The sequence below is a fragment of the Paenibacillus sp. CR_12 genome (genome assembly GCF_041953985.1).
Classification (GTDB): domain Bacteria; phylum Bacillota; class Bacilli; order Paenibacillales; family Paenibacillaceae; genus Paenibacillus_AQ; species Paenibacillus_AQ lautus_A.
In genome coordinates this window covers 352,773-367,073 of record NZ_JAVFHO010000004.1, presented here as the reverse complement: position 1 = coordinate 367,073, position 14,301 = coordinate 352,773, and the positions used below count along the sequence as shown (strand labels likewise).

Here is a 14,301-nt window from a genome sequence, read left to right as displayed (position 1 = left end):
TTTAAGGCTTACGATTCTTAAGGGTCCGCGGAGCTTGCTCTGTGGACCCTTTTTGCGTTGCAGTCCGGTTCTTCTCCCTAATTCATGCGCTCGAACAGAGTTTTGGTATTGTTCGCAGCATACAGGAGGAACCAAGAATGAATATGATCAATGTACAGAAACTGACGCAATACCACGGGGCCCAGCTGGTATTGGACGGGATATCGTTTGAAATACAGGAAGGCGAGAAGGTAGCGCTTATCGGCAGAAACGGAAGCGGCAAGTCCACGCTGATGCGCCTGCTTGCCGGATTGGATCAGCCGAACGAAGGGCAGCTGGCCATCAAGAAGGGGGCAAAAATCGGATATTTGGAGCAGATTCCGACCCATATGGATACCTGGACAGTGCTGGATGTACTGGCACAGGGGTTGCGTCACTTGAAGGATCACCGGGCGGAAATGACGGAGCTTGAAGAAAAAATGAGTGACCCGGACATCGCCGGAAATGCAGAGCTGCTCGATCGAGTGCTGCGGAAATATGCAGCGCTCCAGGAACGGTTTGAAACAGAGGGCGGCTATGAGCTGGAAGCGAGCATCGACAAAATCGCTACCGGGCTGCAAATACCCAAAAGTGAATACGGACTGGCTTTTGGTTCGTTGTCGGGCGGAGAAAAGACCCGCGTCGTGCTGGCATCGCAGCTGATCGTACAGCCGGATCTGCTCCTGCTTGATGAACCGACCAACCATCTGGATTTGGCACGCACGGAATGGTTGGAGGAATTCTTACGCGAGTATCCGGGTACCTGCGTCATTATCTCCCACGACCGATATTTTCTGGACCGGGTCGTGTCCAAAACGATTGAGCTTGAAGATGGCGAAGCTTTCACTGCCTATGGTGGCTACACTGCGTTCATGAAAGATAAGGAAGAGCGTTTGCTGCAGCAGTTCGCCGATTACCAGGAGCAGCAGAAAGTGATCAAGAAGATGAAGGAATCCATCAAGCAGCTGGAGGAATTCGGCCGGATCGGCGGCAACGAAAAATTTTTTAGGCGGGCGGCTTCCATGCGGCGAGCGCTGGAACGGATGGAGAAGGTCAAGCGACCCGTGCTGGATCGAAGACAGGCCGATTTCGAGCTTCATCCTCAGGATCGTTCCGGCCGCCGCGTGGCATACTTTGAACAAGTTGAGGTTCGCTATGGGAATCAGGCGGTGCTGGGAGGGGCTTCCGGTCTTATCGAATTCGGCGAAAAAATTGCGCTGATGGGTCCGAACGGCAGCGGAAAAACGACGCTGTTCAAAGTGCTGGTGGGCGAGCTTATGCCCGACTCCGGATCCCTTGAATGGGGCGCGCGAGTCGACGTGGGATATCTGGCCCAGCAGGAGGAGCCGAAAAATCCGAAGGAAACGGTGCTCCAATATTTTCGGGAGAACGCCGGGGTTGAAGAGGGAGAGGCCCGGGGGATTTTGGCAAGATATCTGTTCTATGGCGCGGCCGTGTTCCGATCGGTGGGCCAACTGTCAGGCGGTGAATGGACACGATTGAGGCTGGCGCTCCTTATCCATCAAAAGCCGAACCTGCTGCTCCTGGATGAACCTACGAACCATCTGGATATTGCCTCCCGGGAGGCCTTGGAGGATGCGCTGCAGGGGTATCAGGGGACCGTTCTTGCCATTTCCCACGACCGTTATTTCGTAAACCAAGTGTCAGGCAAGGTGTGGGATTTGAACCAAGGGACGCTGACCGTCTTTCATGGAAATTATGATGATTTCCGGGCCAAGAAAGACCAGCTTGAAGCCGCATTGCAGTCAAGAGAACTCTCAGCTGGTACGAATGCCGTTTCTTTACCAAGGGGGACGCCGCCGTCCAAAGCCAACGAAAAGCCCGGCCAGAAATTCGAACGCAACCATCCTGATCGCTCTGCCGCGGAAAGATCCAAATGGCTGGAAGAGGAGATCGCCCGTTTGGAGACCCGCATCCGGCAGCTGGACGGCTGGCTTGAAACGGAAGGCTCGATAAGCGGCAATTCGGACATGTCGCTGCTCGAAGAGCGTTGGAACGAGCGGGAGTCCCTGGCAGCAAGCCGCGACGAGCTCCTAGCAGAATGGCTGGAGCTGTCTTAACCGACTTCGTGCAGGGAGGCCATGGTGTGTATCAGCTCCGACTCAACCTAAAAAGTACAAATCATCTGATATATAATGCATGGCTCCAGTCGTGATTTTCCTGCATATTTAGGATGTGTAACAAAGCTAGAGTAGGAGATGAATACAAATCATGAGCATGGATAAATATCAGGAAACGTACATTCAACAGAGCTTTGCCGATCGGATTGGCGGTGCTAATTACGGTAAAGATACGGCCATTTATAAATTTGAGAAGATCAAGAGAGCAAAGGCGGCTGCGAAGCAGGAGCATCCTGATACCGAATTGATCGATATGGGAGTTGGCGAGCCGGATGAGATGGCGGATGCAGGCATCGTGGCAAAGCTGGCGGAAGAGGCGGCGAAGCGGGAAAACCGCGGATATGCGGATAACGGGATTCCGGAGTTCAAGGAAGCGGCTGTTCGCTATTTGAGCAATGTATTCGGCGTCGAAGGCATCGATGCGTCCACGGAAGTGCTGCACTCCATCGGCTCCAAGCCGGCGCTGGCCATGCTGCCGTCCTGCTTCATCAACCCGGGCGACATCACGATCATGACGGTTCCCGGATATCCTGTGCTCGGAACGCATACCAAGTATTTAGGCGGCGAAGTCTACAATGTGGAGCTGAAAAAAGAGAATGCATTTCTGCCGGATCTCGGCTCGATCCCCGAGGACATTGCCCGCCGTGCCAAACTGCTCTACCTGAACTATCCGAACAACCCGACGGGGGCCAGCGCAACGGCCGAATTTTTCGCGGAGGTTGTCGAGTGGGCCCGCAAATATGGCGTGGTGGTTGTTCATGACGCACCTTATGCTGCGCTCACTTACGATGGTTTGAAGCCGCTGAGCTTCCTGTCCGTTCCTGGAGCGAAGGATGTCGGCGTGGAGCTTCACTCCCTGTCCAAATCCTACAACATGACGGGGTGGCGCATTGGCTTCATCGCCGGCAACCCGCTGGTGGTTAAAGCGTTTGGCGACGTGAAGGACAACAACGATTCCGGACAATTCATCGCCATCCAAAAGGCTGCCGCTTACGGTCTGGATCATCCGGAAATTACGGAGAAGATCGCCGAGAAGTATTCCCGCCGCCACAACATGCTGGTCGACGTGCTGAACGGACTCGGTTTTACGGCGGAGAAGCCCAAAGGCTCCTTCTTCCTGTATGTGGAGGCTCCGAAAGGCGTCAAAGGCGGACGCCGTTTTGAATCCGGGGAAGACTTCTCCCAGTACCTGATTCGCGAGAAATTGATCTCCACCGTTCCTTGGGATGATGCAGGACACTTCGTTCGTTTCTCCGTTACCTTCATTGCCGACGGCGAGGAGGAAGAGAAACGCGTCATTTCCGAAATTCGCAGAAGACTCAGCGATGTGGAATTCGAGTTTTAATTCAAGGCTATGAACATGCTTGGAACGCGACAACGTTCGACATGATTGCTGTTGACATCTCTTGTAGGGTCTGTCATAATGGGATCAATCGAATAGCACCTTTAAATCAGTCCCGTGAGGCTGGCAAGGTAACGTGAACCGAGGTTCATTAACAGGAGGCATGGCTCTGTCTGCGGATAGATGCTGCGCTTTCCACACCATCTCTATGAGATCAACTCCTTGTCCAGCCGGGCAAGGAGTTTTTTTGTGTGGAATGAATCCACGGATCGTCAGGAACGATAAAGGGCTAATCAAACGTTTAGAAGGAGGACAAGAGGATGAGCAACGAACAGCATGTGATTATGGACGAGACGGCCATCCGCCGCGCGCTAACGAGAATTGCCCATGAAATATTGGAAAAAAATAAAGGGATCGAGGATTGCGTATTGGTCGGGATCCGCACGCGCGGCGTGTTTCTGGCCCAGAGAATCGCGGAGCGAATGAACGAGATCGAAGGTACTCCGATTCCTTGGGGAGAGATCGACGTGACCTCTTACCGCGATGACCGGGACAGCAATGGAGCCGCTGCGGAACGGGGTGAGGGAGCGAAGCACAGCCTAGCGCACCTGAACATCCATGACAAGAAGGTTATTTTGTTTGATGACGTGCTGTACACCGGCCGGACGATTCGGGCAGCAATGGACGCCCTAATGGACTGCGGACGGCCTAGAATGATACAGCTTGCGGTTTTGGCAGACCGGGGGCATCGCGAGCTGCCGATCCGGCCGGATTATATCGGAAAGAACGTTCCTACCTCCAAACAAGAGGAAATTACGGTGGCATTAACCGAAATCGACGGCAAGGACGAAGTGACCATTAGCCAAAGAGAGGAACGATAATCATGACAACAGCCATTTCATTGAAAGAACGCAGCCTCTTAGGTTTGAAGGATATTAGCAGAGACGAAATCGGATCCATCCTGAATCGGGCAGCATATTGGGAAGCGCAATCCGAGAAAGTGGTGCCGGTACTTCAATCGAAATTTGCGGTTAATATGTTCTTCGAGAACAGCACCAGAACGAGATTCTCGTTTGAAATGGCTGAGAAAAGACTCGGTGCCGAGGTCATGAACTTTGCGGCGGCAGCATCCAGCGTCGAGAAAGGCGAGTCGATCTACGATACCGTCAGAACGCTGGAATCCATGGGAATCGACGCGGGCGTCATCCGGCTGAAGCCAGCCGGCGTGCTGCAGGAGCTGGCGGAGCGGATCTCGATTCCGCTGGTCAATGCGGGCGACGGCAACAATGAGCATCCCACGCAGGCGCTGCTTGATCTATACACGATGAAGAAAAGCTTCGGCGAGCTTAAGGGATTAACGGTGTCCATCATCGGGGACATCAAGCACAGCCGGGTTGCTCGTTCGGATCTGTGGGCCCTGCAGAAGTTCGGAGCCCATGTGCAGTTCTGCGCGCCGGAAACGATGCAGGCTCCGGAGCTGGCTCAGTATGCGCCTTACGTATCGATGGAAAAGGCGCTCAAGGCCGATGTGGTGATGATGCTGAGAGTACAGCTGGAACGCCATAACGAAGGGGTGTTCAAATCCAGCGCGGAGTACCGGGAGCAGTACGGCTTGACGGAAGAGCGGGCGGCCAAGCTGTCGGGGCACACCATGATTATGCATCCGGCACCGGTGAACCGCAACGTTGAAATCGACGACGCGGTCGTGGAAAGCCCGAGATCGATGATATTCAAGCAGATGGCGAACGGAGTGCCCATTCGCATGGCGGTCATGGAACGGGCGATGGTCTGATTCGAACATGCGGAATACGGTTTACAGAATGAATAAATATTAATAATTATACACAAACATGAATTTTTATTATACAATATACAAAGAAGCGAACGGTGCTTCTGCTGCGGAGGGGAACCAAGATGCAAATGCAAGTGATAAAGAATGCCAAAGTGATCAATGAACAAGGACAGCTCGAAGATAAACATATCGTCATTGCAGACGGATTGATTCAGTCGGTTGCGAGCGATATCGCAGCCTTGCCGGAACCGGGCGATCACGTTCAGATCATCGATGCCGAGGGCAAGCTGGTCACGCCGGGATTCATCGATATGCATGTGCACTTGAGAGAGCCGGGTTATGAGCACAAGGAAACCATCGAGAGCGGCAGCCGCTCGGCAGTCAAAGGCGGTTTCACCACCATCGCCTGCATGCCGAACACAAGACCGGTGACCGATACGCCGGAAACGGTGAAGCTCGTGCTGGATAAGGCCAGCGAGGCGAATCTTGCGAAGGTGCTGCCATATGCAGCCATTACGAAGAACGAGCTGGGCCGCGAACTGACGGACTTTGAGTCCTTGAAGGCCGCGGGTGCGATCGGATTTACGGACGACGGCGTCGGTGTGCAGAACGCACAGATGATGAAAGATGCCATGAATAAAGCGAAAGCGCTGGGCATGCCGGTCATTGCGCACTGCGAGGATGACTCGCTGGTAAAAGGAGCTTGCGTGACCGAGGGCAAATTCGCTCAGCAGCACGGCCTGAAAGGAATACCGAACGAGTCGGAAGCGATCCATGTCGGGCGCGACATTCTGCTGACCGAAGCCACCGGCGTGCATTACCATGTATGCCATGTGAGCACGGAGCAGTCCGTAAGATTGATCCGCCAGGCAAAAGCGATCGGCATCTCGGTAACGGCCGAGGTATGCCCGCATCATCTGGTTCTCTCCGACGAAGACATTCCCGGCCTTGATGCAAACTGGAAGATGAACCCGCCGCTGCGCACACCGCGTGATGTGGAGGCTTGTATAGAAGGTCTGCTGGATGGAACGCTTGATATGATCGTAACGGATCATGCACCGCATAGCGCGGAAGAGAAAGCAAAAGGCATGGAGCTGGCTCCCTTCGGCATCGTGGGATTCGAAACGGCGTTCCCGCTGCTCTACACCAAGTTTGTCGCCACGGGAAAATGGGATCTCGCCCTGCTCGTAAAACGGATGACAAGCGATCCGGCAAGAGTATTCGGTCTTGCAACGGGAGTGCTGGAAGCCGGTAAAGCAGCGGACCTGACCATGATCGATCTCGAAGCGGAGAAAGAAGTGAATCCGGAAGAGTTCGCAACAAAAGGCCGGAACACGCCATTTACAGGCTGGAAGCTCAAAGGCTGGCCCGTGATGACTTGGGTGGACGGCGAAGTGAAATGGTCCGAACAAAACGGATTCTAAGTAACAAATAGGCAAAAGACTTATAAAATAAATTACACATAGATGACAGGAGTGATCGGGATGCAGGCAAGATTGTTACTGGAGGACGGAACGCTGTTCAGCGGAAAATCCTTCGGCGCGGATGCTGAAATGACCGGAGAGGTTGTTTTCAATACAGGGATTACAGGATATCAAGAGGTGCTGAGCGACCCGTCCTACTGCGGACAGATCGTAACCATGACGTACCCTTTGATCGGCAACTACGGCATCACGCGGGATGACTTTGAATCCATTCGGCCGTTCGTTCACGGATTCGTCGTTCGTCGTCATGAGCCTGTTCCCAGCAACTGGCGCGCAGAATACAGCGTTGACAGCCTGTTGAAGGAATACGGAATTCCGGGGATCAGCGAGATCGATACGCGGATGTTAACCCGTATCATCCGTCATTACGGTACGATGAAGGGCATTCTGACCACTTCCAACAAACCGGTGGAAGAGCTTAAGGAGATGCTCGGCGATACGACGATCGCTGAACTCCGCAACCAGGTGGCAAAAACCTCAACGCCGCAAATGTTTACGAGTCCAGGGTCAAAGGAACGGATCGTTCTGGTCGACTTCGGTGCAAAAAGCGGGATTCTGCGCGAATTGACGTCCCGCGGGTGTGACGTCATGGTCGTTCCGCATGACACGACGGCCGATGAAATCCGCAGACTTCATCCGGACGGCATTCAGTTGTCCAACGGCCCTGGGGACCCGAAAGACGTGCCTTACGCCGTCAACATGGTCAAAGAACTGCTCGGCGAATATCCGATCTTCGGCATCTGCCTTGGCCACCAATTGTTTGCGCTGGCTGCGGGCGCGGACACCGAAAAGCTGAAATTCGGACACCGCGGCGGAAACCATCCGGTAAAAGAGCTTGCCAGCGGACGCTGCTACATCACTTCCCAAAACCACGGATACACCGTAAACGAAGAATCCGTCAAAGGGACGGATCTGGAAGTTACGCATATCAACAACAACGATAAAACGATCGAAGGCTTGAAGCACTCGAAATTCCCGGCCTTCTCGGTGCAATACCATCCTGAAGCTGCCCCTGGTCCGCACGACAGCAGCTATCTGTTCGATCAATTCCTTGAAATGATAAGAGACCATAAACAGAATGAAATCCGGAAACCGCGCCAGGCGGTTCTGGCCGCAGCCGTGAAAGGAGCTCAATAATATGCCTAAACATGATACATTGAAAAAAATTCTCGTCATCGGCTCCGGTCCGATCGTCATCGGGCAAGCAGCGGAATTCGACTACGCTGGAACCCAAGCCTGCCAGGCACTGAAAGAAGAAGGCATGGAGGTCGTGCTGATCAACAGTAACCCGGCGACCATCATGACCGACACCAACATGGCGGATAAAGTATATATCGAGCCGATCACGCTGGATTTCGTTACCCAGATCATCCGTCAAGAGCGTCCGGACGGACTGCTCCCGACGCTTGGAGGACAAACGGGACTGAACATGGCGGTTGAGCTTGCCCGTGCCGGAATTCTGGAGCAGGAAAACGTCAAACTGCTCGGAACGCAGCTGGAATCGATCGAAAAAGCCGAAGACCGCGACTTGTTCCGCGAGCTGATGCGCGAATTGGATCAGCCCGTGCCGGAGAGCACGATCGTAACGACCCTGGAAGAGGCGCTTGAGTTCGCGAATGAGATCGGTTATCCGGTGATCGTGCGTCCGGCCTACACCCTTGGCGGCACCGGCGGCGGCATTTGCGCAACCGAAGAGGAGCTGCGCGAAACGGTCAGCTCCGGACTTCGCTACAGCCCGATCACGCAGTGCCTGATCGAGAAGAGCATTGCGGGAATGAAAGAAGTCGAGTACGAGGTTATGCGCGACGCCAACGATAACTGCATCGTGGTATGTAACATGGAGAACTTCGATCCGGTCGGCGTTCATACCGGCGACAGCATCGTCGTGGCGCCAAGCCAAACGCTGTCTGACCGCGAATATCAAATGCTCAGATCCGCATCGCTGAAAATCATCCGCGCCCTGAACATCGAAGGCGGATGCAACGTGCAGTTCGCGCTGGATCCGAACAGCTATCAATATTACGTCATCGAGGTAAACCCACGGGTCAGCCGCTCATCCGCGCTGGCTTCCAAAGCAACGGGCTACCCGATCGCGAAGATGGCAGCAAAAATCGCGATGGGTTACACCCTGGACGAGATCGTTAACCCGGTAACGGGCCAGACGTATGCTTGCTTCGAGCCTACGCTGGATTACATCGTCAGCAAAATTCCGCGCTGGCCGTTCGACAAGTTCATCCATGCCAACCGGAAGCTGGGCACCCAGATGAAGGCAACCGGCGAAGTGATGGCAATCGGCCGCACCTTCGAAGAATCGATCCATAAAGCGGTTCGCTCCCTGGAAATCGGCGTGCACCGTCTATACCTGAAAGGCGCGAACGAGCTGAGCGATGAAGTGCTCCAGCAGCGCCTGATCAAAGCGGACGATGAGCGGATGTTCCTGATCGCGGAAGCGTTCCGCCGGGGCTATGATCTGCAGCAGATTCAGGACCTGACGAAGATCGACTGGTGGTTCCTGGACAAAATCGAACGCCTGATCAAGTATGAAGACCATATTCGCAGCGAAGCGTCGCTGACTTACGAAACGCTGTACGAAGCGAAGCGTCTCGGCTTTACGGATCGTGCCATCGCCGAGCTCCGCGCAGAAGGCAAGGCCAGCACGCACACGACCGAGGAGTCGATCGGATTCCTCCGCCGCGAGCACGGATTGCGTCCGGTTTACAAAATGGTGGATACCTGCGCAGCGGAGTTTGAAGCAACGACGCCGTACTACTACTCCACCTACGAAACGGAGAATGAAGTCATCGAATCCGCGAAGGAGAAAGTCATCGTGCTCGGCTCCGGTCCGATCCGGATCGGTCAAGGGATCGAATTCGACTACTCCACGGTGCATGCCGTATGGGCCATCCAGAAGGCGGGATATGAAGCTGTTATCATCAACAACAACCCGGAGACCGTATCCACCGACTTTAATACGTCGGACCGTCTCTACTTCGAACCTCTTTTCTTCGAAGATGTCATGAATGTCATCGAGCAGGAGAAGCCGATCGGCGTCATCGTGCAGTTCGGCGGGCAGACGGCGATCAACCTCGCGGAGCCGCTCAGCAAAGCGGGCGTGAAGATTCTGGGCACAAGCCTGGAGAGCATTGACGAAGCCGAGGACCGCAAGAAATTCGAAGCGCTTCTGTCCCGATTGGAGATCGCCCAGCCGAAAGGTAAAACCGTAACGTCGGTCGATGATGCCGTAGAAACGGCACAATCGCTGGGCTACCCCGTGCTCGTAAGACCTTCGTATGTACTGGGTGGACGCGCCATGGAGATTGTATACTCCGACAGCGAGCTTCTGAGCTACATGAAAGAGGCGGTTAAGATCAACCCGGATCACCCGGTTCTGATCGACCGTTACATGCTGGGCAAAGAAGTGGAGGTTGACGCGATCTGCGATGGCGAGACCGTGCTGATTCCGGGCATTATGGAGCATGTAGAGCGCGCAGGGGTTCACTCCGGCGACTCGATTGCGGTATATCCGCCACAATACTTGTCCCAGGACTTGAAGGACAAGATTGTCGAAATTACGATCAAGATTGCCAAAGAGCTCAATACACGCGGACTTGTCAACATCCAGTTCGTCATCTATAAAAACGAAGTGTACGTAATCGAAGTGAATCCGCGTTCTTCCCGGACGGTGCCGTTCCTGAGCAAGGTGACGGGCATTCCGATGGCGAACCTGGCTACGCAGGCCATTATGGGCGGCAAGCTGAAGGATCTCGGATACGAGGAAGGCATGTGGCCGGAAAGCGAGCATGTATCGGTTAAAGTGCCGGTCTTCTCCTTCGCGAAGCTTCGCCGCGTGGAGCCGACCCTCGGACCTGAAATGAAATCGACCGGCGAGGTTATGGGCCGCGACGTGAAGTATGCCAAGGCACTGTACAAAGGCCTCATCGGTGCAGGCATGAAGATTCCTTCAACGGGCGCGATCATCGCCACCATAGCGGATAAAGACAAAGCCGAAGCGGCTGCGCTGCTGAAGGGCTTCCATAAGCTGGGGTATAAAATCATCGCAACCGGCGGTACGGCGGCAGCGCTCAAAGAAGCGGGTCTTGACGTGACGACCATCAACAAGCTGTCCGAAGGCACGCCGAACATTCTCGATATGATCCGCACAGGCGAAGCGAACTTTGTCTTCAACACATTGACCAAAGGCAAAACGCCGCAGCGCGACGGATTCCGAATCCGCCGTGAAGCGGTAGAGAATGGCGTTGTATGCATGACCTCGCTCGATACGGTTCGCGAGCTTCTGACGATGCTGGAGACCATCAACTTCTCCTCTGAAGCGATGCCGGTTTAAAATCGGGAAGGAGGGGTACAGATGAACGCCAGCTACAATGAAATGGCGGGCCGCCTGATGGTGGCCCTGGATTACCCGGATGCCGAGCGTGCACAAGCATTGGTACGTCAGCTGGAGGGCATCCCGTGTTATATGAAGGTCGGCATGCAGCTGTTCTATGCGGCCGGTCCTGACTTTGTGAAAGAATTGAAAGCGAAAGGCTATTCCGTGTTCTTGGATGTAAAGATGCATGATATTCCGAATACGGTCAAAGGCGGCTCGCACAGCGTAACGCGGCTGGGCGTGGACATGTTTAATGTCCATGCCGGCGGCGGCGCGCTCATGATGCAGGCGGCAAAAGCCGGGGCGGAAGCCGCAGTGGCGGACACCCCGGGTCTTGCCATGCCTACGATCATTGCGGTAACGCAGTTGACCAGCACGAATCAGGATGTCATGAATAACGAAATCGGCATTCCCGGCCAGGTGGAGGATACCGTCGTGCGTTATGCTGAGTTGGCCCGGCAGTCGGGACTTCACGGCGTCGTGGCATCCTCCCTGGAAGTGGAGGCCATTCGATCCGCCTGCGGCAAGGATTTCAAAACCGTCATTCCGGGTATCCGCCCTGCCGGTGCGGATATCGGTGACCAAGCGCGGGTGCTTACACCTGGGGAAGCGATCCGCAAGGGAAGTCATTACCTGGTTGTCGGCCGCCCGATCACCGAGTCCCATAACCCGAGACAAGCTGCAGAACAGATTATTGAGGAGATGATTCAAGCATGAGTACCATCGCGAATATTCCGCATCAGATCGCATCTTATTTGCTTAAGATCGAGGCCGTTTCCCTAAGACCTCATCAGCCGTTTACATGGACGTCGGGCATCAAGTCACCGATCTACTGCGACAATCGCCTGACCATGTCCTATCCCGACATTCGCGATTACATTGCTGAATCGTTCGCGGCCGTCATTCGGGAGCAGTATCCGGAAGCCGAGGCCATTGCCGGAACGGCCACCGCAGGGATCCCGCACGCGGCCTTCGTATCCCAGAAGATGAACCTGCCGATGTCCTATATTCGGGACAAAGCCAAAGGCCACGGCAAGGAAAACCTGATCGAAGGTTTGATCAAGCCAGGCCAGAAGGTCGTTGTCATCGAGGATCTGATCTCCACGGGCGGCAGCTCCCTGAAGGCGGCGCAAGCGGTCAAGGACGCAGGAGCAGAGCCGCTCGCGGTGCTCGCCATATTCAGCTATCAGTTGGATAAAGCGGTACAAGCCTTCGCCGAAGCGGGAATTCCGCTGCAGAGCCTGTCCAATTACGGTGCACTCATTGATGTAGCGTTATCGGAGAACCGGATTCAAGCAGAGGACGTGGAGCTCCTACAATCCTGGAGATCGAATCCAACCTCCTTTGGCGTATAGATATTCTTCATCCTCAGGCCGCCGTCTCTGTGAACTGACACAGAGGCGGCTTTTTTTGGTTTCCTGAAACAAGATAACGTAATATCGGCCGCGGGTTGACAGTCGAAGGACGGATCGTTACATTAGGACTGTAAGCGGCTGATTTAGCCATAAACATCCTGAAGCCGAATAGAAGGGATCTAATCTACCGATGAACGCAAAAAAAGAAGCGGTGCTTGAGGCCGGAAAGAGGTTGTTTCTGGAGCATGGGATTGTGAAAACCAGCATGGAGCAGATTGCCGAAGCTGTCCCCGTTTCCAAGATGACGATTTATAACTATTATCAGAGCAAAGAGGGCTTACTGGATCATGTGGTGGATCGCATGGTCGAGGAGATGATGGCGATCTATCGCGGGATCATGGAGCAGGCCAAAGATCCGCTGGATGCCTTAACCGTGTTCTACAGGGATCAGGAGAAGTTTTCGGCGCTCGTCTCGCAGCAATTTGTGTCGGATCTGGCCAAGTTTCCGGAACAGATGGACAAGCTGCTTCAGTTCAATCAGAAATACGTTGTCCCGGAATTCGAAATGCTGATTTTTAAAGGCCAGCAGCTGGGACAGATCCGCAAAGACATATCCCCGCAGGTACTGGTCGCGTTTTTGACTTTTATCAATGAATTTACGGCGCGAACGGAATGGTACCGTGGTCTGGGCAGCCTGAATGCGGTCAGCGAACAACTGATGACGATTCTATATCACGGCATTATCCGGAAGGATGAGCCGCTTAATCCAACATAACCGCTCAAACATTCCAGAGGTGATTGCCAAAGCCCGGGAATGTTTTTTTATATTTTGCCGCTTGGTGGTTTGGGAGCCGTCTGATTTGGGTATATGTTCCTATAAATTTAGGGCCAGGATTTGGTAGAGGGGAAGGATACGTCTCACCTATAATAGTAATGATAACTTCGAAAACAAACACAAAATAGGCGGGACTGACCGTAAGGAGGAGAGATCTTTGGAAATTCCGTCCAGGATCCAACTGACCGGCAAGCAATTCTTTGTATTAACCGGCATTGTCGGTGCGCGGGCCGTCATCGGGTTGGAGGACCCTTTTCGCGGAACGCTCACGGAAGAGATGCCTGTCGAAGTAGCCAAGATTGAGCAGGAACTGCTGGAGAAGGGTTTGATTCAAACGGCCGATAACGAGCCGGTTCTTGTGCAGGAGCTCCTGGAATACATAGAAGTATGCAGCCGGACCTTGTTAACGATTCATATGAGGGTGGCAGGTTCGGAGGAAACGTCGAAGGAGTGCTTCATTTATTACAGTTCCGGCCTTGTCGTGAAGGCGGATATCGAAATCGGGCCAGGCGGTGAAAGGCTTTATGTGCTGGAAGAGCTCGGAACCCCTTCGGAGGCTTGGCTGAAGATCATCGGTTACCTGCAGCTGGAGGACCGAAAAAATCGCGATACAGGCTCACTGGCCTTGCCTAAGGGCTGGTTCCAGCAATGGATGAACGCCGAGCAAGGGGGGCAGGAGCCTCGGAAGCACCTGCTTGCTCAAGGCTATCCGGAATCGGTCGTTAATGACTTGGCTGATTGCGTCAGCCATCCGGAGAGATATGCCACCTTCACGGCGTATTATTGTCCGGATCTGAACTGCCGGATTCAGGGAATCGAGCTGTTACGGGGAGCGCAATCCAATTGGCTGATTCGCAACGAAGGCGAACAGGACCAAATATGGGGCGCTACGGTAACCGAGATCATCCGGGAACTCGGCGCGGTCATCGAGCGTATTAAGTGAGAGA

General features: G+C 54.1%; 11 protein-coding genes. All 11 read left to right on the top strand.

Features of this window, described 5'->3' with window-relative positions:
* Positions 1–137: 137 nt before the first annotated feature.
* On the top strand, positions 138–2,099 hold the full coding sequence (abc-f, locus tag RB297_RS17360; RefSeq protein ID WP_375121019.1) for a ribosomal protection-like ABC-F family protein: 1,962 nt from the start codon (positions 138–140) through the stop codon (positions 2,097–2,099).
* A gap of 151 nt (positions 2,100–2,250) precedes the next feature.
* Positions 2,251–3,504 (top strand): LL-diaminopimelate aminotransferase, encoded by a 1,254-nt coding sequence (locus RB297_RS17355; protein WP_015734252.1) that lies wholly within the window; start codon positions 2,251–2,253, stop codon positions 3,502–3,504.
* A 317-nt stretch (positions 3,505–3,821) separates the two neighbouring features.
* Complete coding sequence (pyrR, locus tag RB297_RS17350; RefSeq protein WP_096773084.1) at positions 3,822–4,382, top strand: bifunctional pyr operon transcriptional regulator/uracil phosphoribosyltransferase PyrR; 561 nt, start codon at positions 3,822–3,824, stop codon at positions 4,380–4,382.
* Positions 4,382–5,293, top strand: coding sequence for an aspartate carbamoyltransferase catalytic subunit (locus RB297_RS17345; RefSeq protein ID WP_277749023.1), 912 nt, complete (start codon positions 4,382–4,384; stop codon positions 5,291–5,293). Before pyrR ends, RB297_RS17345 begins: the two co-directional genes overlap by 1 nt.
* A 122-nt stretch (positions 5,294–5,415) precedes the next feature.
* On the top strand, positions 5,416–6,717 hold the full coding sequence (locus RB297_RS17340) for a dihydroorotase (RefSeq protein ID WP_375121018.1): 1,302 nt from the start codon (positions 5,416–5,418) through the stop codon (positions 6,715–6,717).
* Positions 6,718–6,777: 60 nt separating this feature from the next.
* Positions 6,778–7,914, top strand: a complete 1,137-nt coding sequence (gene carA, locus RB297_RS17335; RefSeq protein ID WP_009589632.1) for a glutamine-hydrolyzing carbamoyl-phosphate synthase small subunit — start codon at positions 6,778–6,780, stop codon at positions 7,912–7,914.
* 1 nt (position 7,915) lies between these two features.
* Positions 7,916–11,122: a carbamoyl-phosphate synthase large subunit gene (gene carB, locus RB297_RS17330; protein WP_096773087.1), complete on the top strand. Its 3,207-nt coding sequence runs from the start codon at positions 7,916–7,918 to the stop codon at positions 11,120–11,122.
* Between the two features lie 21 nt (positions 11,123–11,143).
* Positions 11,144–11,881: an orotidine-5'-phosphate decarboxylase gene (pyrF, locus tag RB297_RS17325; protein ID WP_009589605.1), complete on the top strand. Its 738-nt coding sequence runs from the start codon at positions 11,144–11,146 to the stop codon at positions 11,879–11,881.
* Positions 11,878–12,519 carry an orotate phosphoribosyltransferase gene (gene pyrE / locus RB297_RS17320; RefSeq protein WP_009589603.1) on the top strand — a complete coding sequence of 214 codons (642 nt, stop codon included), beginning with the start codon at positions 11,878–11,880 and terminating at the stop codon, positions 12,517–12,519. Before pyrF ends, pyrE begins: the two co-directional genes overlap by 4 nt.
* 190 nt (positions 12,520–12,709) lie before the next feature.
* Positions 12,710–13,294, top strand: a complete 585-nt coding sequence (locus RB297_RS17315) for a TetR/AcrR family transcriptional regulator (RefSeq protein ID WP_096773088.1) — start codon at positions 12,710–12,712, stop codon at positions 13,292–13,294.
* A gap of 217 nt (positions 13,295–13,511) precedes the next feature.
* On the top strand, positions 13,512–14,297 hold the full coding sequence (locus RB297_RS17310; RefSeq protein WP_096773089.1) for a hypothetical protein: 786 nt from the start codon (positions 13,512–13,514) through the stop codon (positions 14,295–14,297).
* Positions 14,298–14,301: the final 4 nt, after the last annotated feature.